We start from the raw sequence: 23,915 nt of genomic DNA on the forward strand, positions 1-23,915 counted from the left end.
CCGGTCTACGCGGGCACCGACGCCGGCGGCGGCATCCGGCACGGCCGGATCGCCGACGAGATCGCCGAGCTCGCCCGCGCCGGGCATCCGGACCCGATCGGGGCGGCGAGCTGGGCGGCGCGGTCCTGGCTGGGGCGCCCGGCCGGTCCGACGCCCGGTGCGCCGGCCGACCTGGTCGTGTACGACCGTGACCCGCGGGGGGATCTCGGCGTGCTGCGGGCCCCGTCGGTGGTCCTGATCCGCGGACGTCGGGTATCAACGGGGGCATGAGCAGTTCGCCCGGTTCGCCGCGGGGATCACGCGGAGCCTCCGCCGACGACCCGGACGGCTCCAGCCCGTCCGGGGCCGCGGCACCGTCGCCCGCCGGATCGTCGCCCGCCGGACCGTCGTCGCCCGCCGGACCGCCGCCCACCGGGTGGCCGGGCGGGCCCGGGCCGAACGGCGCAGGCGGGCCCGGACCGTACGGCCCGGGTGGGTCGACGCCGTACGGACCGGGTGGCCCGGCGCCCTGGGGGCCGGGTGGACCCGGGCAGCTCGGCCCGGGTGCGCCGTACGGTCCGCCGCCGCGGCGCGGGCTGTTCGGGATCGAGCCGTCCCCGCCCCCACCTCGCCCGTTCCGCGGGCTGCTCGCGTTCCTCGTGGTCGAGATCGTGTTCCTCGGCTCGTCGTTCCTGCTGGCCGTGGGTCTGGGGGAGGTCGACTCGGCACAGGAGGTCCTGCTCGCGATCGTCGTCCCGACGATCCTGGCCGCGCTCACCTGCGTCGTCTGGACCCGGGTGTTCGGCAGCGGCCCCGTCGCCGACCTGGGCCTGCAGTTCCGCTGGGAGGACGTCGGCATCGGGCTGCTGATCGGCGTCGCCGGGCTGTTCGTGACGATCCCCGCCGCGCTGGCCTACCTCTACCTGGTCGGCCCGGACCTCACGACCTCGGTCGGCGTCGCCTTCGAGGGCATCCGCACGACGTGGCCGGTCGCGCTGGCCGTGATGGTCGGCGTCGTCGTGATCGCGCCGGTCTGCGAGGAGATCGTCTACCGCGGCCTGCTGTGGAACGCCGTCGCCCACTGGATCGGCAACCGCTGGGTCGTGTTCGTGCTGACCACGGCGGTGTTCGCCCTGGCCCACCTGGAGTTCCTGCGTGCGCCGCTGCTGTTCGTCGTCGCGCTGCCGTTGGGGATCGCACGGCTGCTGACCGGCCGCGTCACCGCCGGGATCGTGGCGCACGCGGTCAACAACTTCCTGCCAGGGCTGGCCCTGGCCCTCATGCTGGTCGGGGCCTTTCCCGCGGTCTGAACGACGTCTGGCAGAATGGCCGATCGGGTCCGTGGCCGGCCCTCTACCTGCCACGGCCGACACCTACGAGTGAGCGAGCCCGTAACCCCACGCGAGGCAGGCTGACTCATCGCAGCACGAATCGACATTCGCGAGGAGCACCACAGCGTGGCCGTCAAGATCAAGCTGATGCGTCTGGGCAAGATCCGTCAGCCGTACTACCGCGTCGTCGTCGCGGACTCCCGTACGCGCCGCAACGGCCGGGCCATCGAGACGATCGGCAAGTACCACCCGAAGAACGAGCCGAGCCTGATCGAGATCGACTCGGACCGTGCGCAGTACTGGCTGGGCGTCGGCGCGCAGCCGACCGAGTCGGTGCAGAACCTGCTCGAGATCACCGGCGACTGGCAGAAGTTCAAGGGCCTGCCGGGCACCGAGGGCACCCTGAAGCCGCAGGCCGAGAAGGTCGACAAGCTGGCCCGCTTCAACGAGGCGCTGGCTGCGGCGAACGAGGAGCCGACCACCGCGGCCACCACCCCGAAGAAGAAGGGTGGCGACCGCGCCGGCAAGACCGCTGACGCCGCCCCGGCCGAGGCCGCGACGAAGAGCGACGACGTCGCCGACGCGACCAAGGACGCGGCCGCGCCGGCCACCGAGTCGACCCAGTCGTGACTCTCATGGCGGACGCGCTCGAGCACCTCGTGCGCGGCATCGTCGACCACCCCGACGACGTCCGGGTGGACCTGGTCACCGGGCGTCGCGGTCGGATCCTCGAGGTCCGGGTGCACCCCGACGACCTCGGGAAGGTGATCGGCCGGGGTGGCCGCACCGCCACCGCCCTGCGCAACGTCATCGGTGGTGTGGGCGGTCGCGGCGTGCGCGTCGACGTCGTCGACACCGACCGGTGACGAGTTCCGCACCCGACGACGCCGGCCAGGTCCTGGTCGGCGTCGTCGTGCGTATACACGGTCTGCGGGGTGAGGTCGTGGTCGAGCCCCGCACCGACGACCCGCGCACGCGTTTCGCGCCCGGTGCCGTCCTGCAGGGCCACCGGACCCGCGGCGCGGGTCCCGGGCCGCTCACCGTCACCGGTGCGCGTGCCCACTCGGGTCGCTGGCTCGTGTTCTTCGAGGGCGTCGCCGACCGCGACGCCGCCGAGGCCCTGCGCGGGGTCCAGCTCAGGCTGCCGACCTCCGCGCTCGCCGAGCCGGAGGACCCGGAGGAGTTCCACGTCCACCAGCTGACCGGCCTGCGGGCCGAGCTGGCGGACGGGACCACGGCGGGCACCGTCTCCGACGTCGTGCACGGGCCCGGCGGGTCCCTGCTGGTCGTCACCCGGCCCGCCGGACACGAGGCGCTCGTCCCGTTCGTCGAGGCGATCGTGCCCACCGTCGACCTGGCGGGGGGACGCGTGGTCCTCGACCCGCCCGACGGGCTGCTCGACCCCCAGGACTGATCGCGGCCCGGCACCCTCTCGTGGTGCCGGGCCGTTCTCGCGGCGCCGGTGTCAACCAAGGTTGACAGCGAGTGCTTTGTCAACCTACATTGACACCATGAGCGATGCGACGGCGGTGGCCGCGGCGGCGTCCAGCACGGACCCGGCCGTGGGGCTGCGGGCGGTGGTGGCCCTGCGCGAGCTGCAGGAGTCCCTGGAGGAGTTGCAGGTCACCAACGCCCGCGACCAGGGATGGTCCTGGCAGCAGATCGCCGACGCGCTGCGGATCAGCCGGCAGGCGGTGCACAAGAAGTACCGCCGGCTCGGCCTCTAGAGGGGAGACGCACATGTTCGAACGGTTCACCGACGAGGCCCGCAGGGTCGTCGTCCTGGCCCAGGAGATCGCGCGGACGAGGCACGCGGGGCGGATCGGGCCGGAGCACCTGCTGCTCGGGGTCCTGCGTTGCCCCGGTACGCCGGGGGAGGAGATCCTCTCCGCGGCCGGCGTCGACGCCCGTACCGTCACCGAGGAACTCGACCGGGTGGACGGCCCGCCCGCCCGCGACGCCGACGCCCTCGCCACCCTGGGCATCGACCTCGACGCCGTCCGGAACGCGGTCGAGGCGGGCTTCGGCCCCGGCGCGCTCGACCGACCGCGGCGCGAGCGGTGGCGGGCCGGGCACATCCCGTTCGAGAAGTCGTCGAAGAAGGCGCTCGAGCTGGCGCTGCGCGAGGCGGTCCGGCTGGGCGACCGGTTCATCGGGACCGAGCACGTCCTGCTCGGGCTGCTGCACCCGGACACCGCGGCCTCACAGGTGCTCGACCGGTGCGGGGTGACGCTGTACGGCACCCGGGAAACCGTGGAACGGCGGCGGCCCCGCCGGGCCGGCTGAGCCACCTGGCCGAGTCCCGCGCCCGGGCTTCCGCGCTCGAGTCGTCGCCGCTCAGTCGTCGGCGCGGTCCGGGTCGTCCGGGTCCTCCGTCGGGTCCACCCGGGTCTGGGCCGAGCGCACCCCGTCGGTCTCCGACAGCGCCGCGGCCAGCCCGTTCAGGTCGCCCCGGCCGTCGAGCCGCAGGGTGAGCGCGGCGACCCGGCCGCCGTCGTCGGTGTGGGAGCCGCGGTGCACCGACACCCCGGCGACCGAGAAGCCGGCCGCGGTGCAGCGCTCCAGGACCCGGCGGAGCACGCCGTGGCCGTCGTCGTAGCGGATCCGCAGCACCGGCGGGCGACGACGGTGCCGCCGCACCACCCGCGCCACCGGCTGCAGACCGCGGGTGACCAGGAAGTGCGCCGCCGTCGCCAGGACGGCCAGCGGGGCCAGGCCCGCGCCGCACGCCGTCCCGACCGCGGCGGCCAGCCAGATCGTGGCCGCGGTGGTGAGCCCGCGCACCACGTCCTGCCGGACGAAGATCAGCCCGGCGCCGATGAACCCGATCCCGGACACGATCTGCGCCGCGATCCGGGACGGGTCCAGCGCGACGTGCTCGGTCGTGAGCAGATCGGCGAAGCCGTACTTCGAGATGACCATGAACACCGCCGCGCCGGCGCCGACCAGCACGTGCGTGCGCAGTCCGGCGCTCTTCGCCCCGGCCTCGCGTTCCAGACCGATCGCCGTCGTCAGCAGCAGGGCGAGCAGCACCGGCGGCAGCAGGCTCCACTGCGCCGCCGTCGACCAGAGCGGCTCGGTCCAGGATTCCGACATGCGCGACCTCCTTCGGGGCGGGGGGACGGGCGCCTGCGACGATCCGCGCCGTGCGGATCGACGTCGTGACCATCTTCCCGTCCTACCTGCAACCGTTGCGCGAGGCACTGCTGGGGCGGGCGATCGACCGCGGGCTGCTGGACGTCGCCGTGCACGACCTGCGGGACTGGACCCACGACGTGCACCAGGCCGTCGACGACTCCCCGTACGGCGGCGGGCCGGGCATGGTCATGCGCCCCCAGGTGTGGGGCGAGGCCCTCGACGACGTGCTGGCCACCCCGGACCTGCCCGCCCGGCTGGTCGTCCCCACCCCGGCCGGGCGGCCGTTCACCCAGGCCACCGCGCACGCCTGGGCCGCCGAGGAGCGGCTGGTGTTCGCCTGCGGCCGCTACGAGGGCATCGACGAGCGTGTGCTGCTCGACGCCCGGGCCCGCGGCATCACCGTCGACGAGGTCTCGATCGGGGACTACGTGCTCGTCGGCGGGGAGGTCGCGGTGTTGGTGATGGTCGAGGCCGTCGCCCGGCTGCTGCCCGGTGTGCTGGGCAACCCGCGCTCGGCCGCCGAGGACTCCTTCTCCGACGGGTTGCTCGAAGGCCCGTCCTACACCCGTCCCGAGGTGTGGCGGGGGCTGGCCGTGCCGGAGGTGCTCCGCGGCGGGAACCACGCCGCGATCGCCCGCTGGCGCCGCGACCGGGCCCTGGAACGGACCCGGGACCGGCGCCCCGACCTGCTCGACGCGCTCGGACCGGACGCCCTGGACGCCGCCGACCGCGCGGTGCTCGCCGCCGGGCGCCCCGACGACGACGCCGACGGCCCCACCGGCTGAGCGTTCCCGCCGGTCGCGTCCCCGGCCCGGCACCGCGGGGCCGGCCCAGGGCCGTGCGGGGGACCGTCCGGCCGTCGCCCGGCGGGCCCCCACCGGCGACCGGCGGTGCCCGGTGCGTCCGGTACGACCGGCCCCGCGGAGCCGTTCCCGGAGGCCCCGGACCACCGGGTGTCCGGGGCGATCTGCCCGTCTGGCACTATGGACGGGTTGCCAGCGCCGCGTGTGGCGCCCGGTGACGGTCACGTGTGCCCCCGGTCCCGCCGGTGGTGCCGGCCGTACCGAGCCCGCCACGTGAGGAGCGTCGTCGCCAGTACGGCACGACCGCCCCGTGGCCCGGGCGCGATCCCGGATCGACCCGGGACCGGCACCGCACGACCCGCACGAACGACACACGAGGACGGACCGTCGACATGAACACCCTGGACGCACTGGACGCGGAGACCCTGCGCTCCGACATCCCGAACTTCCGCCCCGGGGACACCCTCAAGGTGCACGTGAAGGTCACCGAGGGCAACCGCACCCGTACCCAGATCTTCCAGGGCGTCGTCATCCGTCGCCACGGCTCGGGTGCCCGCGAGACCTTCACCGTGCGCAAGATCTCGTTCGGCGTCGGCGTCGAGCGCACCTTCCCGGTGCACACGCCGAACATCGAGAAGATCGAGGTCGCCACCCGCGGTGACGTCCGCCGGGCGAAGCTGTACTACCTCCGCGACCTCCGCGGCAAGGCCGCGAAGATCAAGGAGCGCCGGGAGACCACCGCGTCCTGACCGTCACCCAGTCGTGACGGACCGGTGACGTAATCTCGAAGCGTGGCCTTCCCCGAGCTCCCCGACGACCGCCGGGCCCGCCCCCGGCGGTATCGCGGCAGCGATGTCCCCGAGCGCCCCGGTCGGCGGCGGGCCCCCGAGGACCCGCCGCAGACCGGTGGCGAACCGGGTGGTGACGAGCAGCAGTGGCTGCTCGGCACCGCGTTGCAGCACGGGGTGCCCGTCCGGGACGGCTCCGCGGACGGTGAGCCCGAGGGCGCACCGCGCGGGGTCCGTACCCGGCACACGGGCCCGGAGGACGGCGCCGACGGCGCAGGCCCCCGTGGACGTCGCTACCGCAACGGGTTCGACGAGCTCGCCGCCGGGCGCTCCGGTCGGCACGACGTCGACGCGGCCGCCCCGGCCACCGAGGGTCCGGACACGCTGCAGGCCCGCTACGCGGCCCGGCTGAACCGGCCCGACGGCCCCGAGGCCGGCGCCGCACCGAACGGCAGGTCGTGGCCACCTCCCGGCAGTCGCCCGGAGCACGCCCCGGACCCCCGGTACCCGGCATCGCCGGCCGGACGCCCCGAGGGCGCCGGCCGCCACGGCATCCGCCCGGCCCCCGACCAGCCCCTTTCCGACGGCGGGCACGGTCGTCGCGCCGCCGGGTACGACCCGAACAGCGCCGCCGGTCTCGACACGAGCCGTACTGCGGGGTTCGATCCGAACCGTGCCGCGGGGTTCGACCCGAGCCGTCCTGCCGGGTTCGAGCCGAACGCCGCCCCGCCCGTCCGCGGCCCCGGGGCACCTCGTCGCAACGGCCGGCCGGAGGGCCGTTCCCCCGAGGACCACGCGCCCGACGGGTACGGCCGCCCCGACCCGCGTGGTCGTGGGGCCGGTCGCCCGCCGCTGCGCGGCCCGTCCGGCGAGTACACCAACGGCGCCCACCCGGACCAGCGCCCCGACGGAGCCGCCCCCGGTCAGCCGGACGGCACCGGTGCGTTCGGCGGTCCCGAGCGGTCCGCTCCGCGCGCCGGCCGCCGCCCCGCCGGGCCGCTCGCCGACGGCGCCGTCCCGCCGTCGCGCCGTCCCGTCCCGCCGCCGGTCGACGGCGTCCCGACCACACGTCGCCCCGTCCCGCCGGACGCCGACGCGACCACGCGCCGCCGGGTGCCGACCGAGGCCGACCCGCGGCGTACCCGCGCTGCCGCGGCCCCGGCCGGTGACGACGTCGACCCCGGCGCCGACCCGGAGACCGCCGCCGTCCCGTACCCCGGCTCCGATGTGCCGCCGCGGCCCCCCCGACGCCGCCGTCCGGCGGCCGCGTCGCCGGAACCGCCCGAGGAGCCCGACGAGAACCCCGCCGAGATCCCTGCCGAGCCGGATGACGGGACGGACGAGCCGGAGCGCGCCACGGGTGGACGCGCCGCACGCCGCAACCGCCCCGTCGGCATCGGCGGCCGGATCGCCGCGCTCACCGGTCGCGGTTCCGCCGCGGCCGCCGCGGGCGAGGAGAAGCCCAAGACGGCGTTCTGGAAGGAGATCCTGCTGCTGGCCGGGGTCGCCATCCTGCTGACGGTCCTCATCCAGACCTTCCTCGCGAAGGTCTACGTCATCCCGTCGGGCTCGATGGAGACGACGCTGCACGGCTGCACCGGCTGCAACAACGACCGGGTGCTCGTCGACAAGGTCACCTACAACTTCACCGACATCAGTCCGGGCGACATCGTGGTCTTCCGCGGCACCGACGGCTGGGCCAGCGAGACCTACAGCGGCGAGGGCAGCGAGAACCCGCTGGTCAAGGGCATGCAGACGCTCGGCTCGCTGGTCGGGATCGCCCCGCCGGACGAGAAGGACTTCGTCAAGCGGGTCATCGCCGTGGGGGGCCAGACCGTCTCCTGCTGCGACGCGCTCAACCAGGTCGTCGTCGACGGGCAGCCTCTGACGGAGCCCTACATCTACTACCTGCCCGAGGCGGGGCCGGCCCGGCAGATCCCGTTCGGGCCGATCACCGTCCCCGAGGGCCAGTACTGGATGATGGGCGACTCGCGGAACAACTCCGCGGACTCCCGGGCGGCGGGGCACGGCCCCATCCCCGAGGCCAACATCATCGGCAAGGTCCGGCTGATCGTGCTGCCCTTCGACCGGTTCGGCTGGGTCAGTGCGGTCGACCCGCAGACCACGGCCGACGCGGCCGGGCTGCCGGGGCTGCCCGACGGTCTGCCGCTGGCACTGGGAATCATGGGGACACTGCCGCTCGCGGCCGGCCGCCGACGGGCCCTGCTCGCCCGCGCCGAGGCCGAGCGGTTCCTGCCCGCGACGCGCCCCCCGCACGGGTGGCGCCGGAGAACCTGACCGGGAGCACCGTGCCGGTTCCGCCCACTCGCGCCCGTCCCGCCGGACGGCCGCGTGCCCGCCGACGCCCCGTACGGGTCCTGCCCGACGGGCTGCGTCCGCCGCGTGCCGTCGTCCGCGACGGCGGCACCTGGACCCTGCAGACGGTCCTGCAACGCCACGGGCTCGGCCCGGTCGCCGGCGTCGACGAGGCCGGTCGCGGTGCCAGCGCCGGACCGCTGGTCGTCGCCGCGGCGGTGCTGCGGCCCGCGGACGCGAAGGCCCTCGACGGGCTGACCGACTCGAAGCTGCTGACCCCGGCCGCCCGTGACCACTGGTACGACCGCATCCGGGCCCGGGCGCTGGACCACGCCGTCGTCGTGATCCCGGCGGCGGAGGTCGACCGCCGCGGGGTGCACGTGGCCAACATCGAGGGCATGCGTCGCGCGGTGGCCGCGCTGACCACGGTCACGCCCGGCTACGTCCTGACCGACGGCTTCCCGGTCCGCGGCTTCGGCAGCCCGGCCCTCGCGGTGCCGAAGGGCGACCGGGTGGCGGCCTGCATCGCGGCGGCGTCGGTGCTGGCCAAGGTGACCCGGGACCGCATCATGACCGCACTCGACGCCGAGCACGACCGCTACGGCTTCGCCGTGCACAAGGGCTACAACACCCCGGACCACGAGGCCGCGCTGCGCGCACACGGGCCCTGTCCGGAGCACCGGTTCTCCTTCGCGAACGTCGCCGCGGTGGCCGGGCGCGAGGCCCCGGCGGGGCTGGTCCACAATGGGGCGCTCCCCGAGCAGGAACCCGACCCCGGAGACCCGGGGGACACGGTCGGGGCGTGGGAGCCGTTGGAGATCGTCACAGGAGGAGCGGGCCGGTGAGCGCCGAGGATCTCGAGAAGTACGAGACCGAGATGGAGCTCACGCTCTACAAGGAGTACCGCGACATCGTCGCCCAGTTCTCCTACGTCGTGGAGACGGAGCGCCGGTTCTACCTGGCCAACTCCGTCGACGTCGCCCCGCGCAACGCCGACGGCGAGGTCTACTTCGAGGTGCGCATGTCCGACGCGTGGGTGTGGGACATGTACCGCCCGGCGCGGTTCGTCAAGAACGTGCGGGTCGTGACGTTCAAGGACGTCAACATCGAGGAGCTCGACACCCCGGACCTGCGGCTCCCCGACGACGACCAGTTCCCGGGCTGAGCGGGTAGCAGACCCCACCGACGGTTCCGCCGTCCCGGCCGCGCGGCCGACGGTGCCCGTCCACAACCGTCGGATCCGTCCACAGCCGGCCGATCCACCCCCGCGACGGGCCCATCCGGCCCGATCGTGGACCCATGGCAGCGAAGGACGAACTCGGGCGCCGCGGTGAGGACACCGCCGCCGAGTACCTCGAACGGGCACACGGGATGGTCGTGCTCAGCCGCAACTGGCGGTGCACGCACGGCGAGATCGACATCGTCGCGGTCGACCCGGAGCGACGGCTGGTCTTCTGCGAGGTCAAGACCCGTTCCGGTCTCCGCTACGGCGAACCCGCCGAGGCGGTGACCCCCCGCAAGACACGCCGGATCCGGATGCTGGCGAAGGCGTTCATGGCCGCCCACCGGGTCAGCTGGGTCGAGATCAGGTTCGACGTCGTGGCGGTCCTGATCCGACCCGGCCGGCCGGTCACCCTCACCCACTACCCGGCGGCGTTCTGATGCGGCCCCCGGCACGCATCTGGTCGGTCGCGCTGCACGGCGTCGACGGCGTCCCCGTCGAGATCGAGGCGGTCATCGGCGGTGGGATGCCCGGCGTGCACCTCGTCGGCCTGCCCGACGCCGCGCTCAACGAGTCCAAGGACCGGGTGCGGTCCGCGATCGTGCACTCCGGCCGCACCTGGCCCAACGAGCGGATCGTGCTCGCCCTCTCCCCGGCGACACTGCGCAAGACCGGCAGCCGCTTCGATCTCGCACTGGCGCTCGGCGTCCTGGTCGCCGCGGACGCGGTGCCGCCCGACCGGCTGCGCGGCACCGTGCTGCTCGGCGAGCTCGCTCTCGACGGCAGGCTGCGCCCGGTGCGCGGCGTGCTGCCCTGCCTGCTCGCCGCGCGGGACGCCGGGATGATCCGCGCCGTCGTGCCCCGCGCCACGCTCGCCGAGGCCGCGCTGGTCGACGGCATCGAGGCGTTCGGCGCCGACAGCCTCGGCGACGTCCTGGACTGGGCGGCGGGCAACCGGCTGCTGCACCGGCACGACGGCGGACCGGAGGAGGCCCCGGCCGCCGTGGCCCCCGAGCTGGCCGACGTGCTCGGCCAGCACGACGCCCGGCGCGCCCTGGAGATCGCCGCCGCGGGCGGGCACCACCTGCTGATGGTCGGCCCGCCCGGCACCGGCAAGACGATGCTCGCCCAGCGTGTCGTGGGGCTGCTGCCCGAGCTCGACCGCTCCGAGGCGCTGCAGCTCGCCGCGATCCGCTCGGTGGCCGGGCGGCTCGGCGACACCGGGGCGCTCAGCACGTGCGCGCCGTTCGTCGCGCCGCACCACTCGGCGTCGACGGCGGCACTGCTCGGCGGGGGCAGCGGCGTCGCCCGGCCCGGTGCGGTGTCGCTGGCCCACCGCGGGGTGCTGTTCCTCGACGAGTGCCCGCACTGGCCCGCCTCGGTCCTCGACGGACTGCGCACCCCGCTGGAGGAGGGCGAGGTCCGGCTGTCCCGCGCCGACGGCACCGTGCGCTATCCGGCCCGCTTCCAGCTCGTCCTCGCGGCGAACCCGTGCCCGTGCGCCCCGCCGATCGACCGTGACTGCACCTGCCGCCCCGACGTCCGCCGCCGCTACCTGTCCCGGCTGTCCGGTCCGCTGCTCGACCGGGTCGACCTGCGGGTGGCGATGGAGCCGGTGACCGCGCTGCGGGTGACCGAGCAGCGTGGCGAGGACACCGCGACCGTCCGCCGCCGGGTGCTCGACGCGCGCGCCGCCGCCGTCGCACGGTGGTCGGAGCACGGGTGGCGGTGCAACGCCGAGGTGCCCGGCCCCGCCCTGCGGACCCGCTTCCCGCTGCCCGCCCGCGTGATCGCACCGCTGGAGGCACGGTTGCGCGCCGGTGACCTCAGCGCCCGTGGCGCGGACCGCGCGCTACGGGTCGCGTGGACGCTCAGCGACCTCGCCGGGGCCGACCGGCCCGACCGCGGTCTGGTCGACGCGGCGCTGTACTTCCGCGAGCGGGGTGCCGCGTGAGCGCCCCGGGCCCGGCCGCCGGCACGGGCACCGACATCGGCCGGGGCACCGACATCGCCCGGGGGACCGACATCGGCAAGGGCGTCGGCAGGGTGCCCGAGGAGGTCCTGCGCGCCCGCGCCTACCTGATGCGCTGCGTCGAACCCCCGAACCGGCACCTCGTCGCGCTGGTCGACCGGTACGGGCCGGTCGAGGCGGCCGACCGGCTGCGTCGCGGCGCGGTCCCCGACGAGCTGCTGCGCGCCGCCGCGGCCCGGCGGGGCACCGACCGGTCCGAGGCCGACCTGGAGGAGGCCGCCCACGCCGGGGCCCGCCTGCTCGTGCCGGAGGACCCGGGGTGGCCGTCGTGGCCGTTCCGGTCGTTCGCCGAGGCCCCGCGGGCCGACCTCGCGCCCCCGATCGCGCTGTGGGCCCGCGGGCCGGGGGAGATCGCGACGCTCGCCGACCGGTCGGTCACCGTCGTCGGCTCGCGCGCCGCGACCCCGTACGGGTTGGGCGTGGCCGCGGACTTCTCCGCGACGCTGGCCCGGCGCGGCGTCGCAGTCCTGTCCGGCGCCGCGTTCGGCATCGACGCGGCCGCGCACCGGGGTGCCCTCGCCGTCGACGGTGCGACGGTCGCGGTCCTGGCCTGTGGCCCGGACCGGGTCTACCCGGCCGCGCACACCGGTCTCCTGGAACGGATCGCCGCGACCGGTCTGGTGCTCACCGAGTACCCGCCCGGCACGATCCCCGGCCGGCTGCGGTTCCTGGTCCGCAACCGGCTGCTGGCCGCACTCGGGGTCGGGACCCTCGTCGTCGAGGCCGGGGCGCGCAGCGGGACGAAACGGACCGCCGCCGACGCGACCGCGCTCGGGCGCCCGCTGATGGCGGTGCCGGGCCCGGTCACGTCGGGGATGTCGGTCGGCTGCCACGAGCTGGTCCGCTCGCACCAGGCGGGCCTCGTCGGGCGGCCCGAGGACGTCCTGGAGGTCGTCGGCCGGCTGGGCGTGGACCTCGCCCTGCCCCCGCAGGGGGAGTCCCGCCCGACCGACGGGCTCGACCCGCGGGTGCTCGCGGTCCACGACGCGCTGCCCGCCCGGGCCGCGTGGCCGCCGGGACGGATCGGCGAGGCCGCGGGCGTCGGCCCCGACGAGCTGCGCGCGGCGCTGACCGAGCTGGAGGACCGTGGGCTCGCCGAGTACCACCAGGGGCTGTGGCAGCGCCCGGCACGCCGGGCGGGTCCTTGACCGGCGGCCCTCGGCGGCGGACCGTCCGGGCATGGCGCGCACAGAGTCCTCCGGTCCCGCGGCGCCCTCCGGTCCCGCGGCGTCCTCCGATCCCGCAGCCGAGCCGGGCCCCGGCGCGGCCGCGCGTCCCGACGACCGGACCCGGACCGAGGCCGACGGCCCGCCCGCGGACCGGGCGGGGGCTCGTGCTGCAGGCGACCGGACCGCCACCGGTGACGGGCTCGCCCCGGACGTCGCCGCCGCGATCGAGGAGTTCACCGGGCACCTGCGCCTCGAGCGGAACCGCTCGCCGCACACCGTCCGCGGCTACCGCTCGGACCTCACCGACCTGCTCCGTGGTCTCCCCGGGCTCGGCGCGCTCGACCTGGACCACCTGCGTCGGCGGCTCGGCGCGACGCACGCCGCCGGCGCCGGGCGGGCCACCGTCGCGCGGCGCACCGCCGCGGCCCGTACGTTCTGCGCCTGGGCGGTGCGCACCGGGCGGCTCGACCACGACCCGGCGGCCCGGCTCGGGTCACCGCGCGCGGGCACCGTCCTGCCGGAGGTACCCGCCGCGGCGGAGACCGCGGCGGTGCTGGACGCGGTGACCTCGGGTGCGGCGGAGGACGCCCCGGAGGCCCTGCGCGACCTGCTGGTCCTCGAACTCCTCTACGCGACCGGGATCCGGGTCGCCGAGCTGTGCGGTCTCGACGTCGGTGCGGTCGACGAGTCCGCCCGTACGTTGCGGGTCCGGGGCAAGGGCGACCGGGAACGGACCGTGGTGTTCGGGGTCCCCGCCGCGCGCGCCCTGCGCCGCTGGCTCGACCACGGCCGACCGGCGTTGGCGACCCCGTCGTCGCCGCCGGCACTGCTGCTGGGCGTGCGGGGCGGGCGGCTGGACCCGCGCGTCGCCCGGACCGTCGTGCACCGCGCGATCCGGGCGGTACCGGGCGTCCCCGACGTCGGGCCGCACGGTCTGCGACACGCCGCGGCGACCCATCTGCTCGAGGGCGGAGCCGACCTTCGTTACGTACAGGAGTTACTCGGTCACGCTACGCTGTCGACCACGCAGCTCTACACGCACGTGACCGTCGACCGGTTGAAGGTGGTTCATGACCAGGCGCACCCTCGGGCGTGAGGTGTCCCCGACGACACCGCGCCGGCCCGACGCGTTCCCCGCCGCCCTGGCCACGGCCCTCGACCGGGTGGCCGCGGGGGCCGACACACCCCGAGCGGCCGTTCTCGGACCGGTCCCCGACCCACCCGGGTCCCCGCGTCGCGGTCCTCTCGACGCCACCTCCGGGCAACCGCCGGCGGACGTCGCCCCGGGGTGCATCGCGCTGGTCCCGTCGACGGGCCGGTCGCCCCGCGACACGCCCGACGGCGTCCGAGGTCACCTGAACGAGACCGTCGAGCCGGCGGTCGTGCCGCTGTGGCGCGAGTTCCTCGCCACCCGCGCTCCCGCCGCTCGGCGGCGCCTGGTCGAGCACCACGCCCCGCTGGTACGCGGCGTGGGCACCAAGCTGGCGGTGCGGCTGCCGTCGTCGATCGAGCTGGCCGACCTGCTCCAGTCCGGGACGTTCGGCCTGATGGAGGCCGTCGACCGGTTCGACCCCGCCCGCAGGATCCGCTTCGAGGCCTATGCGGCCCAGCGCGTCCGAGGGGCCATGCTCGACGAGCTGCGCGCCCAGGACTGGGTCCCCCGCACCGTGCGGGCGCGCAGCCGCGAGGTCGAGCGGGCCCGCGAGGCGGTGCAGCTCCGGGCCGGACGCCCCGCGACCGACGGGGAGCTCGCCGCGGAGCTGGGTGTCGCGGTGCGCGAGCTCCGTCAGGCCCGGCGGCCGATGTACCTGGTCAGCGCCGAGGACCTCGGTGCGGGCGGTCCCGCGGGCTCGCCGCTGTCCACGCTCGCGGCCGACGACTCGGTGGACCCGGTGACCGCTGCGGTCCGGCGGGAGACCGGGGCGGAGCTGCGTGCCGCGATCGGTCTGCTGGGGGAGCGGGACCGGCTGGTCCTGCACCTCTACTACGTCGAGAACCGGACACTCGCCGAGATCGGCGGGATCCTCGGGGTCACCGAGTCCCGGGTCTGCCAGCTCCATGCCCGGACGATCACCCGTCTGCGGGCCTCGTTGGAGCCGGCGCTGGCGGGCTGACCTGGGCCGGAGTGACCTCCGTGGGCTCGGGTGCCCCCTCCCAGGGCAGCAGCCGCACCCGGGGAGGGCGCAGCAGCACCAGCGGGTCCAGGTGGTCGAGCCGCTCCCGTCGCACGCCCCAGTGCAGGCAGGCCGCGACCGGGCACCCGGTGTGCCCGGGTTCCAGCGTCCCCACCGGGTCGCCCCCGGTGAGCCGCGCCCCGGCCACGACGCCGGCGGTCACCGGCTCGTAGGTGCTCCGCAACCCGTCGGGGTGGTCGACCGAGACGACGCCGCGCCCGGCGATCCGGCCGGCGAACACGACGACCCCCTCCCGCGCGACGAGCACCGCCTGTCCGGGAGAACCTGCCAGGTCGGCGCCGCGGTGCCCGCGGCCGTAGCGGAACGCGGGCTTGCGGAACACCGCCGTGACCGCCGGGGGCGGGAGCAGGGGCCACGCGTAGTCCGCCCCCGGTGCCGGTATCCCCGCCCCGGGTGGCCGCGGCGGTGCGGGCGCGGGGCCGACCCCGTCCGGGGGTCCGCCCGGAGCGGGCGCACCGCCGGTGTCCGGCTCACTGCCGGGCCCGGGAGAGTGCCCGGCAGTCCCGGGGGACGGATCCCGGCGCGGTGCGGCGGTCACCGGTGCGGCGGTCACCGGTTCGGCGGGCAGCCGTGCAGCGACCGGCGGTGGGGCGACCAGCGGCGTGGCGGCGACAGGCGTTGTGACGACGGGCGCAGCGACCGCCGCCCCCGGCGGCACGAGCGCGACACCGATCACCACCACGGCGAGCAGCACCGCCCCCGCCCGCAGCCCGGCCCGCCATCCCGGCGGGCGGGACACGGGGCGCGGGCTCCGGGGCAGGTCGTCGAGCGGGGGAGCGGACGGGACGGGCAGAGGCACCCGTCCAGCCTGCGGCGGCGACCGCTCGTCGCCGGGGTGGACCGTCGTCCTGTGGACGTACCGGCCGGTTGTGGACAGCCGCCGTCGGAACCGGGCTCCGCCGCGATCGGCCCGGAGGCCCCGGCGTACACTGGTTCCCGCACCACGTCCGTCGTGGTGACTTCGCGCGCCCGCTCGCCCGTCGCGCCGTTCCCCCAGGGTACGGCGTCGGGAGCGGAGGCCGGGCGGTCCTGCGATCCCGACGTCACGCTCACGTGTGGCCAGGGAGAGCGGGTCCGGCTCCGCCGCGGGCGCCAGGGTGGTCCACCGACCGGTGGGCCCACGAACCGCCTGCGCGGCACCCGCCGCGCCCGACCGAGAGGTGAACGCAGGCCATGGCCGTCGTCACCATGAAGCAGCTGCTCGACAGCGGCGTGCACTTCGGGCACCAGACCCGTCGCTGGAACCCGAAGATGAAGCGCTACATCCTCACCGAGCGCAACGGCATCTACATCATCGACCTCCAGCAGACGCTGTCGTACATCGACCGCGCCTACGAGTTCGTGCGCGAGACCGTCGCGCACGGCGGGACGATCATGTTCGTCGGCACCAAGAAGCAGGCCCAGGAGGTCATCGCCGAGGAGGCGGCCCGGGTCAACATGCCGTACGTCAACCAGCGCTGGCTGGGCGGCATGCTCACCAACTTCCAGACCGTCCACCGTCGCCTGCAGCGCCTCAAGGAGCTCGAGGCGATGGAGCAGAACGGTGGCTTCGAGGGCCGCTCGAAGCGCGAGATCCTCACGCTGACCCGTGAGAAGGACAAGCTCGAGAAGACCCTCGGCGGTATTCGCGACATGTCCAAGGTCCCGTCCGCCGTCTGGATCGTGGACACCAAGAAGGAGCACATCGCCGTCGGCGAGGCCCGGAAGCTCAAGATCCCGGTCGTTTCCATCCTGGACACGAACTGCGACCCGGACGAGGTCGACTTCCCGATCCCGGGCAACGACGACGCGATCCGCTCGGCCGCGCTGCTGACCAAGGTCATCGCCAAGGCCGCCGCCGACGGTCTGGTCTCCCGTGGCCAGCGCCGTGGCGAGGGTGGCGAGGCCGCCGCCGAGCAGCCGCTCGCCGAGTGGGAGCAGGACGTCCTGGCGGGCAACGAGGTCGGCTCCGACGGTGCCAGCCTCTCCGCCGCCGGTGGCGACGGTGCGGCCGCTGCGACCGCCCCGGCGTCGACCAGCAACGGCACCCAGAACTGAGTACGCGCACCGGGCGGGCCCGCTTCCGTGGGCCCGCCCGGTGCGACCCGGTGACCCATTCCCGTCACGACCCAGAGGACGAGAGACACCCGATGGCGAACTACACCGCCGCCGACGTCAAGCGGCTCCGTGAGCTCACCGGCTCCGGGATGATGGACTGCAAGAAGGCGCTCGAGGAGTCCGAGGGCGACTTCGACAAGGCCGTCGAGCTCCTCCGCATCAAGGGCGCGAAGGACGTGGGCAAGCGCGCCGAGCGCGCCACCGCCAACGGCCTGGTCGTCGCCGACGGCGGCACCCTGGTCGAGCTGGACTGCGAGACCGACTTCGTCGCCAAGTCCGACGACTTCATCGCGCTGGCCGAGAAGATCCTGGCCGCCGCGGTCGCCGAGAAGCCGGCCGACCTCGACGCGCTGCGCGAGACCAAGCTCGACGACGGCACCGTGGGCGAGGCCGTGCAGGCCCTGTCCGCCCGCATCGGCGAGAAGTTCGAGCTGAAGCGCTACGCCCGGGTCGACGGCCAGGCCGCCGTCTACCTGCACAAGCGCGCCACCGACCTGCCTCCGCAGATCGGCGTCCTGCTCGCCTACGAGGGCGACGACGCCGAGGCCGCCCGCGGTCTCGCGATGCAGGTCGCGGCGGCCCGGCCGGAGTACCTGACCCGTGAGCAGGTCCCCGCCGAGATCGTCGAGAACGAGAAGAAGATCGCGGAGGCGACCGCCCGCGAGGAGGGCAAGCCCGAGCAGGTCCTGCCCCGCATCGTCGAGGGCCGGGTCAACGGCTACTACAAGGACGTCGTGCTCCTGGAGCAGGCCTCCGTGGTCGACCCGAAGAAGTCGGTCAAGGCCGTCGCCGACGAGGCGGGTCTGACCATCAACGACTTCGTCCGTTTCGAGGTCGGCCAGAACTGATCCTCCCCGCCCCCGCCCGGGTGGTGCTCCGCGCACCGCCCGGGCGGCGGGTGAGAGGATCGTGACCGCCAGCGAGTACGACCAGGCCGGGGGATGCAACCGTGATCGAGGAAACCCTCTTCGACGTCGAGGAGAAGATGGAGAAGGCCGTCACGGTCGCCCGTGACGATCTGGCGTCGGTGCGTACCGGCCGGGCCACTCCGAACATGTTCTCCAGGATCGTCGTGGACTACTACGGCGCGTGGACCCCGCTGAACCAGCTCGCCTCGGTGTCGATCCCCGAGGCGCGGATGGCGGTCATCAAGCCCTACGACGCCAGCCAGCTCAAGCAGCTCGAGAAGGCGATCGCCGACTCGGACCTCGGCGTCAACCCGTCGAACGACGGGCAGATCATCCGCGTGATCATCCCGCAGCTCTCCGAGGAGCGGCGCCGGGACATGGTCAAGGTCGCCCGGGGCAAGGGTGAGGACGCGCGCGTCGTGCTCCGTGGCCTGCGCCGCAAGGCGATGGACGAGCTGCACCGCATCCAGCGTGACGGCGAGGCCGGCGAGGACGAGGTCGCCCGCGCCGAGAAGGAACTGCAGGGCGTCACGGACCGCTACGTCGCGCAGATCGACGAGCTGGTCAAGAACAAGGAATCCGAGCTCCTCGAGGTCTGAGCCCGGTGCCCTCCTCCTCCGACGCCGCCGTCCCCGTGACCTCCGACCTTCCCGGTGACGGGCCCGCCGGCGTGTCGGCGACCCCGGACGTGCCGAAGCCCGTCCGGGGACAGAAGGGGTACAAGCGGTCCCGGCTGGGTCGCAACCTCGTCGCGGCGATCGCGGTCGGCGTCGGGCTCGGCGTCGTCATCCTGCTGAGCCTGCTGATCCATCGTCAGGGCTTCGTCCTGGTGCTCGCCTGCGTCACCGCGGTCGGGACCTGGGAGCTCGCGGGCGCGCTGCGCCGGGGCGCCGACATCCGGGTGTCGCTGCCGGTGCTGCTGGTCGGCGGCCAGGCCGTCGTCTGGCTGTCCTGGCCGTTCGGCCTGCACGGCGCCGCGATCGCCCTCACCGCCACGGTGCTGGGCTGCCTGCTGTGGCGGATGCGGACCGGGGCGGCGCACTTCGTGCGCGACATCAGCGCCTCGCTGTTCGTCGCCGTCTACGTGCCGCTGCTCGTGGCCTTCGCCGTCCAGCTGACCGTCGCCCCGGACGGCGTGGGCCGGGTCCTGACCTTCCTGCTCTGCGTGGTCGCCTCCGACGTCGGCGGGTACGCCGCGGGCGTCGTCGCGGGCCGGCACCCGATGGCCCCCACGATCAGCCCGAAGAAGTCCTGGGAGGGCTTCGCGGGCTCGCTGATCGCCGGCATGGCCGTGGGCTCGCTCTGCATGGGGCTGCTGCTCGACGCGCCCTGGTACTGGGGGCCGCTGGTCGGCGCGCTGCTCGTCGCGACGGCCACCCTGGGCGACCTCGTCGAGTCGCTGGTGAAGCGCGACATCGGGGTCAAGGACATGGGCAACCTGCTGCCCGGGCACGGCGGTCTGATGGACCGTCTGGACTCGCTGCTGCCGGCCGCGTTCGTCGCCTGGGCGATCCTCGGGGTCGTCGTCCCGATCGCGTGAGGCGCACCTACCAGGGGTTCGGCGGACAGCCGAAGCCCGGCCCGGCCATCCCCAGCCCGAACATCTGGAACTGGCCCGAGGTCTACGAGACCGAGAACCGCGCCCAGGACGCCGACGGCGAGCTCTGGGCGGCGCTGTGGGCCGAGACCGGGGGCTGGGCGGGCGCCGACGTCGTCGACGTCGGCTGCGGCGACGGCTTCCACCTGCCGCGCTTCGCCGAACGGGCCGCCACCGTCACCGGTGTCGAGCCGCACCCGCCGCTGGTCGAACGGGCACGTCGGCGCGTCGCCGACGACCCCCGCATCACCCTGCACACCGCGGGCGCCGAGCGGCTCCCGCTGCCCGACGCAAGTGCCGACCTGGTCCACGCCCGCACCGCGTACTTCTTCGGGCCGGGCTGCGAGCCGGGGCTCGCCGAGGCCGAGCGGGTGCTCCGCCCGGGCGGGGTGCTCGCCGTCGTCGACCTGGACTTCACGGCGCGGCCCTACGGGACGTGGCTGCGCGCGGACCTGCCGCGCTACGACGCGCCCGCGGTCGACCGGTTCTTCGCCGCCCACGGCTTCGCGCTGCGCCGGGGCACCTCGACCTGGCGGTTCGACTCCCGCGCGGACCTGGAGGAGGTCCTGCGCATCGAGTTCTCCCCGCGCACCGCGCACCGCGCGCCGGGCGATCGACGACGTCGCCGACCGCACCGTGCGCGTGGGCTACCGGCTCCACACCCGGCGCCGCGCGGACGGCCTCGTGCTGCCGTCCTGAGCCGCGGCGCCGGGAGCGGGCTCAGGACAGGGTGATCGACCCGTCCGCGACGGTGACCTGCCGCGGGTCGAGCGGCCGCTGGGCCGGTCCGTCGAGGACGGCGCCGTCGAGGGAGAAACGGCTGTTGTGGCACGGGCAGACGATCTGCCCGTCGGTGATCTGGCTGACGGCGCAGCCCTGGTGAGGGCAGATCGCGGACAGCCCGGTGAACGTCCCCTGCTGCGGCTGGGTGACGACGACCTGGGCGTCGGCGAAGATCGCGCCGCCGCCGACCGGCACCGCGGACGCCGGGCCGAGGACGGTGCCGGGGGAGCCCTGCGGGGCGTCCCCGCTCTGGGCCTGGCCACCGTTGTCGGTGGTGGTGGAACCGCTGCCGCCACCGCAGGCGGCGACCGCGCCGATCGCGGCCACGCCGGCGCCGGCGATCATCGCGCGGCGACCGAGGGCGGGACCTCCGGCGCGCGGGGCGGGCTCGGGGTCGGTGGAGGACGTCGTGGGGAGGGTCATGGCTCTCCTGGGGGAGGCCGGGCGGGGCCCGGCGGTGTGGTGGTGGCGGCCCGGGGGTTCGGGGACCCGGGCACGTGACGAGCCTCCCATGATGTCCGGTTCGAGGGAGGACGGGTGTGTCGTTCCGCCACACCCGCGCCGTGTCCCGGGCCGCTCTCGCTACCGTGGGTGCATGCCGTACACGATGCGCCAGCCGTCGCTGGGCGTTCCCGTGCCGAGTCTGGAGATCGTCCTGGGCCTGCTCGCCTGGGCGGTCGGCGCGGGTGGCCTCGGGAACGGGTTCGCCACCGTCCTCGTCGCGCTCGGGATCTTCCTGACCGCGTACCTGTGGATCGTGCGCCGGCGCAACGCCGCGATGGCGGTGACCCTGCACCCCGAGCGCAAGCGCCGGATGCAGCGGCTGATCGTGATCGGCGTCGCGGGGGTCGTGCTGCTGCCGTTGCTGCTGTCCCTGGTCGGCTACGGCGAGCTGTCCACCTCCCTGTCCGCCGCGCTCGTCGGGGTGCTGCTGATCCAGGCGTCCACCGTGCTGGAGGAGCGCAGCCTCGTCGCGACCGGCGGCCTGGTCCTGCTCATCGCCGCGTTCGGCGCCTTCCTGGCCCTGACCTACGAGGGGCAGGGGACCGGGTCCGCGGTGCCGGTGACCGGTCTCTGCGCCGGGATCGTGCTGTGGGTCGCGGCCGCGCGCAGGCTCGGGATCCTGGAGGACCTGTCCCGGCGCTTCAACGTGCGGATCCCCGGGATCCGCTGACCCGCGACCGGGCTGGCACACTGGGGGTGCCATGTCCAGCCTCCCGCTCGTCTTCGACGCACCCCGCCGCGGTACTCCGCCCCGCCACCTCGCCGACCTCGACCCGGCCGACCGTGCCGCCGTCGCGCAGGAGCTCGGCGTACCGCGGTTCCGCCTCGACCAGTTGGCCCGCCACTGGTTCGGTCGTCTCACCGACGACCTCGACGCCATGAGCGACCTCGGCGGTGACGTCCGGGAGAAGCTGCGCCCGCTGCTCCCGCCGCTGGTCACGCCGTTGACCGAGAAGGCGTGCGACGGCGGCGCCACCCGCAAGACGCTGTGGCGCGGCCACGACGGCGTGCTCGCCGAGAGTGTCCTGATGCGCTACCCGGACCGGGCGACGGTCTGCATCTCCAGCCAGGCGGGCTGCGGGATGGCGTGCCCGTTCTGCGCCACCGGCCAGGGCGGTCTGCAGCGCAACCTGTCGACCGCCGAGATCGTCGACCAGGTCCGGCGCGCAGCGGCCCAGGCGCGCGACGGCGTGCTGGACGAGCCGACCCGGTTGTCGAACGTCGTGTTCATGGGGATGGGCGAGCCGCTCGCCAACTACAAGCGGGTCGTCGCTGCCGTACGCCGGATCACCGAGCCCGCCCCGGACGGGCTGGGCATCTCCGCCCGCGGGGTCACCGTGTCCACCGTCGGGCTGGTCCCGGCGATCGACCGGCTCCGCGAGGAGGGCATCCCGGTCACCCTGGCGATCTCGCTGCACTGCCCGGACGACGAGCTGCGCGACACCCTCGTCCCGGTCAACAACCGGTGGAAGGTCGCCGAGGTCCTCGACGCGGGCCGCCGCTACGCCACCACGACCGGCCGCCGCGTCTCCATCGAGTACGCGCTGATCCGTGACGTGAACGACCAGCCGTGGCGCGCCGACATGCTGGGGAAGGTCCTGCGGCAGCACATCGGGACCTCAAGGGTGCACGTCAACCTGATCCCGCTGAACCCGACGCCGGGCAGCGAGTGGGACGCCGCGCCCAAGCCCGTCGAGGAGGAGTTCGTGCGCCGGGTCCGGGCGGCCGGCGTCGCCTGCACCGTCCGCGACACCCGCGGCCAGGAGATCGACGCGGCCTGCGGCCAGCTCGCCGCCTCGCACCCGGGCTGACCCGCCCGGCGGCCCCTCGTGCCGCTCGCCGCGTCGCATCCGGGCCGGTCCGCCCGGCGGCCCCCTCGCGCCGCCGGGCAGAGCCGCTCAGAGCCGCTCAGAGCCGGTCGCCGGTCTCCGGGTGGAACAGGTGCAGCCCCTCGGTCGAGGGCGTCAGCGCCACCCGGTCCCCGCGCCGTGCGCCGGTGCGTCCCGCGGTCCGCACGACGACGGCGTCGTCGCGCGAACCGGTCAGCGAGGCCGTCGCCGACAGGTCACCGGCGACCTCGGCGAGGGTGCCGTAGAGGTAGGCGTCCGATCCCAGCTCCTCGACGACGTCGACCCGGGCCGGGATGCCCTCGCCGCCGTCGGGGGAGACCGTCCACTGCTCGGGACGGATGCCGAGGGTCACCTCGGTGAGCCGCTGCGCCCCGATCGTCGACCGGACGTCCTGGGGCAGGGCGATCTCCCGCCCGGCCAGGGTCACCCCGCGCTCGGTCACCCGCGCGGTGAACAGGTTCATCGCCGGCGATCCGATGAACCCGGCGACGAACGCGTTCTGCGGCCGGTCGTACAGGTCGGCCGGGGTGGCGAACTGCTGCAGCTTGCCGTCGGCCAGCAGCGCGACGCGGTCGCCCATCGTCATGGCCTCGACCTGGTCGTGGGTGACGTAGACGGTGGTGACGCCCAGCCGTCGCTGCAGCGCGGCGATCTCGGTGCGGGTCTGCACCCGCATCTTCGCGTCGAGGTTCGACAGCGGCTCGTCCATCAGGAAGACCCGCGGCTCGCGCACGATCGCCCGACCCATCGCGACGCGCTGGCGCTGGCCGCCGGACAGCGCGCGCGGCTTGCGGTCGAGGTAGTCGGTCAGGCCGAGGATCTCGGCGGCCTCCTTGACCTTGACCGCACGCTCGGCCTTGTCGATCCCGGCCATCTTGAGCGGGAACGCCATGTTCTCCCCGACGGTCTTGTTCGGGTAGAGCGCGTAGTTCTGGAACACCATGGCGATGTCGCGGTCGCGCGAGGGCACCCCGACCATGTTCTCGCCGTCGATCCGGATCGAGCCGCCGTCGATCTCCTCGAGGCCCGCGAGCATCCGCAGCGCCGTCGACTTGCCCGATCCGGACGGCCCGACGAGCACGACGAACTCGCCGTCCTCGATCGTCAGGTCCAGCCGGTCGACGGCAGGCTTCGCCCCGGGGGTGTAGATCCGAGATGCCTGGTCGAACACCACGTCAGCCACGGCGGGCTCCCATCCTGTTC

At 74.9% G+C, this 23,915-nt stretch carries 27 protein-coding genes and 1 pseudogene; 24 read left to right on the top strand and 4 right to left on the bottom strand.

Annotated features, from left to right (window positions below; translation table 11 throughout):
- The 7 genes and pseudogenes from KPL59_RS10225 to KPL59_RS10255 all read left to right on the top strand — a co-directional run.
- Positions 1-270, top strand: a pseudogene (locus tag KPL59_RS10225) (amidohydrolase family protein); the annotation flags it as partial.
- A complete protein-coding gene (locus KPL59_RS10230; RefSeq protein ID WP_226360670.1) occupies positions 267-1,289 on the top strand; it encodes a CPBP family intramembrane glutamic endopeptidase in 1,023 nt (340 codons plus the stop codon). The pseudogene KPL59_RS10225 and the gene KPL59_RS10230, both read left to right, overlap by 4 nt.
- Before the next feature lie 147 nt (positions 1,290-1,436).
- The gene (gene rpsP / locus KPL59_RS10235) at positions 1,437-1,940 is read left to right on the top strand and encodes a 30S ribosomal protein S16 (RefSeq protein ID WP_020625230.1); all 504 of its coding nucleotides are present in this window, start codon (positions 1,437-1,439) and stop codon (positions 1,938-1,940) included.
- Between the two features lie 5 nt (positions 1,941-1,945).
- On the top strand, positions 1,946-2,176 hold the full coding sequence (locus KPL59_RS10240) for an RNA-binding protein (RefSeq protein ID WP_149663515.1): 231 nt from the start codon (positions 1,946-1,948) through the stop codon (positions 2,174-2,176).
- Positions 2,173-2,724 (top strand): ribosome maturation factor RimM, encoded by a 552-nt coding sequence (rimM, locus tag KPL59_RS10245; protein ID WP_226360671.1) that lies wholly within the window; start codon positions 2,173-2,175, stop codon positions 2,722-2,724. The genes KPL59_RS10240 and rimM overlap by 4 nt, the downstream gene beginning before the upstream one ends.
- A 97-nt stretch (positions 2,725-2,821) precedes the next feature.
- On the top strand, positions 2,822-3,037 hold the full coding sequence (locus tag KPL59_RS10250; protein ID WP_020625233.1) for a helix-turn-helix domain-containing protein: 216 nt from the start codon (positions 2,822-2,824) through the stop codon (positions 3,035-3,037).
- 13 nt (positions 3,038-3,050) lie between these two features.
- Positions 3,051-3,596 carry a Clp protease N-terminal domain-containing protein gene (locus tag KPL59_RS10255; RefSeq protein ID WP_226352922.1) on the top strand — a complete coding sequence of 182 codons (546 nt, stop codon included), beginning with the start codon at positions 3,051-3,053 and terminating at the stop codon, positions 3,594-3,596.
- A gap of 51 nt (positions 3,597-3,647) precedes the next feature.
- Here KPL59_RS10255 and KPL59_RS10260 read toward each other — a convergent pair whose 3' ends face one another.
- Positions 3,648-4,406, bottom strand: a complete 759-nt coding sequence (locus KPL59_RS10260; protein WP_226360672.1) for an MgtC/SapB family protein — start codon at positions 4,404-4,406, stop codon at positions 3,648-3,650.
- Between the two features lie 50 nt (positions 4,407-4,456).
- Here KPL59_RS10260 and trmD point away from each other — a divergent pair, with 50 nt between their 5' ends.
- The 10 genes from trmD (at position 4,457) to KPL59_RS10310 (ending at position 14,892) form a co-directional block, all read left to right on the top strand.
- A complete protein-coding gene (gene trmD, locus KPL59_RS10265) occupies positions 4,457-5,233 on the top strand; it encodes a tRNA (guanosine(37)-N1)-methyltransferase TrmD (RefSeq protein ID WP_020625236.1) in 777 nt (258 codons plus the stop codon).
- A 410-nt stretch (positions 5,234-5,643) separates the two neighbouring features.
- Complete coding sequence (rplS, locus tag KPL59_RS10270; protein WP_226360673.1) at positions 5,644-6,000, top strand: 50S ribosomal protein L19; 357 nt, start codon at positions 5,644-5,646, stop codon at positions 5,998-6,000.
- 42 nt (positions 6,001-6,042) lie between these two features.
- Entirely contained in the window at positions 6,043-8,337 is a 2,295-nt protein-coding gene (gene lepB, locus KPL59_RS10275; RefSeq protein WP_226360674.1) for a signal peptidase I, read from the top strand.
- A gap of 92 nt (positions 8,338-8,429) precedes the next feature.
- The gene (locus KPL59_RS10280; RefSeq protein ID WP_083908003.1) at positions 8,430-9,200 is read left to right on the top strand and encodes a ribonuclease HII; all 771 of its coding nucleotides are present in this window, start codon (positions 8,430-8,432) and stop codon (positions 9,198-9,200) included.
- Complete coding sequence (locus tag KPL59_RS10285) at positions 9,197-9,520, top strand: DUF2469 domain-containing protein (RefSeq protein WP_020627284.1); 324 nt, start codon at positions 9,197-9,199, stop codon at positions 9,518-9,520. Before KPL59_RS10280 ends, KPL59_RS10285 begins: the two co-directional genes overlap by 4 nt.
- Before the next feature lie 134 nt (positions 9,521-9,654).
- A complete protein-coding gene (locus tag KPL59_RS10290; protein WP_226360675.1) occupies positions 9,655-10,017 on the top strand; it encodes a YraN family protein in 363 nt (120 codons plus the stop codon).
- A complete protein-coding gene (locus KPL59_RS10295) occupies positions 10,017-11,531 on the top strand; it encodes a YifB family Mg chelatase-like AAA ATPase (protein ID WP_226360676.1) in 1,515 nt (504 codons plus the stop codon). The genes KPL59_RS10290 and KPL59_RS10295 overlap by 1 nt, the downstream gene beginning before the upstream one ends.
- Positions 11,528-12,757 carry a DNA-processing protein DprA gene (locus KPL59_RS10300; RefSeq protein WP_226360677.1) on the top strand — a complete coding sequence of 410 codons (1,230 nt, stop codon included), beginning with the start codon at positions 11,528-11,530 and terminating at the stop codon, positions 12,755-12,757. Before KPL59_RS10295 ends, KPL59_RS10300 begins: the two co-directional genes overlap by 4 nt.
- 31 nt (positions 12,758-12,788) lie before the next feature.
- Entirely contained in the window at positions 12,789-13,874 is a 1,086-nt protein-coding gene (locus tag KPL59_RS10305; RefSeq protein WP_226360678.1) for a tyrosine-type recombinase/integrase, read from the top strand.
- Entirely contained in the window at positions 13,849-14,892 is a 1,044-nt protein-coding gene (locus KPL59_RS10310; protein ID WP_226360679.1) for a FliA/WhiG family RNA polymerase sigma factor, read from the top strand. The genes KPL59_RS10305 and KPL59_RS10310 overlap by 26 nt, the downstream gene beginning before the upstream one ends.
- Here KPL59_RS10310 and KPL59_RS10315 read toward each other — a convergent pair.
- Positions 14,849-15,772 carry a M23 family metallopeptidase gene (locus KPL59_RS10315; protein WP_226360680.1) on the bottom strand — a complete coding sequence of 308 codons (924 nt, stop codon included), beginning with the start codon at positions 15,770-15,772 and terminating at the stop codon, positions 14,849-14,851. The two genes, KPL59_RS10310 and KPL59_RS10315, sit on opposite strands and share 44 nt — an antisense overlap.
- 374 nt (positions 15,773-16,146) lie before the next feature.
- Between KPL59_RS10315 and rpsB the strand changes: the two genes are divergently transcribed.
- The 5 genes from rpsB (at position 16,147) to KPL59_RS10340 (ending at position 20,309) form a co-directional block, all read left to right on the top strand.
- Entirely contained in the window at positions 16,147-17,010 is an 864-nt protein-coding gene (rpsB, locus tag KPL59_RS10320; RefSeq protein ID WP_060711374.1) for a 30S ribosomal protein S2, read from the top strand.
- A 92-nt stretch (positions 17,011-17,102) separates the two neighbouring features.
- Positions 17,103-17,918, top strand: coding sequence for a translation elongation factor Ts (tsf, locus tag KPL59_RS10325; RefSeq protein WP_020622048.1), 816 nt, complete (start codon positions 17,103-17,105; stop codon positions 17,916-17,918).
- A 101-nt stretch (positions 17,919-18,019) separates the two neighbouring features.
- Complete coding sequence (gene frr, locus KPL59_RS10330) at positions 18,020-18,577, top strand: ribosome recycling factor (RefSeq protein ID WP_020622047.1); 558 nt, start codon at positions 18,020-18,022, stop codon at positions 18,575-18,577.
- Between the two features lie 5 nt (positions 18,578-18,582).
- Entirely contained in the window at positions 18,583-19,518 is a 936-nt protein-coding gene (locus tag KPL59_RS10335) for a phosphatidate cytidylyltransferase (RefSeq protein ID WP_226351978.1), read from the top strand.
- Positions 19,515-20,309, top strand: a complete 795-nt coding sequence (locus tag KPL59_RS10340) for a class I SAM-dependent methyltransferase (RefSeq protein ID WP_226360681.1) — start codon at positions 19,515-19,517, stop codon at positions 20,307-20,309. The genes KPL59_RS10335 and KPL59_RS10340 overlap by 4 nt, the downstream gene beginning before the upstream one ends.
- Here the strand turns inward: KPL59_RS10340 and KPL59_RS10345 are convergent.
- Positions 20,296-20,781 carry a Rieske (2Fe-2S) protein gene (locus KPL59_RS10345; protein ID WP_226350838.1) on the bottom strand — a complete coding sequence of 162 codons (486 nt, stop codon included), beginning with the start codon at positions 20,779-20,781 and terminating at the stop codon, positions 20,296-20,298. The two genes, KPL59_RS10340 and KPL59_RS10345, sit on opposite strands and share 14 nt — an antisense overlap.
- Positions 20,782-20,953: 172 nt before the next feature.
- Here KPL59_RS10345 and KPL59_RS10350 point away from each other — a divergent pair, with 172 nt between their 5' ends.
- Entirely contained in the window at positions 20,954-21,532 is a 579-nt protein-coding gene (locus KPL59_RS10350; protein ID WP_226350839.1) for a hypothetical protein, read from the top strand.
- A 31-nt stretch (positions 21,533-21,563) separates the two neighbouring features.
- Positions 21,564-22,673 (top strand): 23S rRNA (adenine(2503)-C(2))-methyltransferase RlmN, encoded by a 1,110-nt coding sequence (gene rlmN, locus KPL59_RS10355; protein ID WP_226360682.1) that lies wholly within the window; start codon positions 21,564-21,566, stop codon positions 22,671-22,673.
- Between the two features lie 97 nt (positions 22,674-22,770).
- Here rlmN and KPL59_RS10360 read toward each other — a convergent pair whose 3' ends face one another.
- Positions 22,771-23,895 (bottom strand): ABC transporter ATP-binding protein, encoded by a 1,125-nt coding sequence (locus KPL59_RS10360; RefSeq protein ID WP_226350840.1) that lies wholly within the window; start codon positions 23,893-23,895, stop codon positions 22,771-22,773.
- Between the last annotated feature and the right edge of the window lie 20 nt (positions 23,896-23,915).

This window comes from Pseudonocardia sp. ICBG1142 (assembly GCF_020496255.1).
GTDB lineage: Bacteria > Actinomycetota > Actinomycetes > Mycobacteriales > Pseudonocardiaceae > Pseudonocardia.

What these genes read in the sequence shown, in the direction of transcription:
- rpsB (WP_060711374.1), top strand. Translation starts at nt 16,147, where the DNA reads ATGGCCGTCGTCACCATGAAGCAGCTGCTCGACAGCGGCGTGCACTTC.
- KPL59_RS10295 (WP_226360676.1), top strand. Translation starts at nt 10,017, where the DNA reads ATGCGGCCCCCGGCACGCATCTGGTCGGTCGCGCTGCACGGCGTCGAC.
- KPL59_RS10290 (WP_226360675.1), top strand. Translation starts at nt 9,655, where the DNA reads ATGGCAGCGAAGGACGAACTCGGGCGCCGCGGTGAGGACACCGCCGCC.
- rplS (WP_226360673.1), top strand. Translation starts at nt 5,644, where the DNA reads ATGAACACCCTGGACGCACTGGACGCGGAGACCCTGCGCTCCGACATC.
- KPL59_RS10240 (WP_149663515.1), top strand. Translation starts at nt 1,946, where the DNA reads ATGGCGGACGCGCTCGAGCACCTCGTGCGCGGCATCGTCGACCACCCC.
- KPL59_RS10305 (WP_226360678.1), top strand. Translation starts at nt 12,789, where the DNA reads ATGGCGCGCACAGAGTCCTCCGGTCCCGCGGCGCCCTCCGGTCCCGCG.
- KPL59_RS10310 (WP_226360679.1), top strand. Translation starts at nt 13,849, where the DNA reads ATGACCAGGCGCACCCTCGGGCGTGAGGTGTCCCCGACGACACCGCGC.
- KPL59_RS10255 (WP_226352922.1), top strand. Translation starts at nt 3,051, where the DNA reads ATGTTCGAACGGTTCACCGACGAGGCCCGCAGGGTCGTCGTCCTGGCC.
- KPL59_RS10230 (WP_226360670.1), top strand. Translation starts at nt 267, where the DNA reads ATGAGCAGTTCGCCCGGTTCGCCGCGGGGATCACGCGGAGCCTCCGCC.
- KPL59_RS10260 (WP_226360672.1), bottom strand. Translation starts at nt 4,406, where the DNA reads ATGTCGGAATCCTGGACCGAGCCGCTCTGGTCGACGGCGGCGCAGTGG.
- rlmN (WP_226360682.1), top strand. Translation starts at nt 21,564, where the DNA reads ATGTCCAGCCTCCCGCTCGTCTTCGACGCACCCCGCCGCGGTACTCCG.
- tsf (WP_020622048.1), top strand. Translation starts at nt 17,103, where the DNA reads ATGGCGAACTACACCGCCGCCGACGTCAAGCGGCTCCGTGAGCTCACC.
- KPL59_RS10350 (WP_226350839.1), top strand. Translation starts at nt 20,954, where the DNA reads ATGCCGTACACGATGCGCCAGCCGTCGCTGGGCGTTCCCGTGCCGAGT.
- KPL59_RS10345 (WP_226350838.1), bottom strand. Translation starts at nt 20,781, where the DNA reads ATGACCCTCCCCACGACGTCCTCCACCGACCCCGAGCCCGCCCCGCGC.
- KPL59_RS10250 (WP_020625233.1), top strand. Translation starts at nt 2,822, where the DNA reads ATGAGCGATGCGACGGCGGTGGCCGCGGCGGCGTCCAGCACGGACCCG.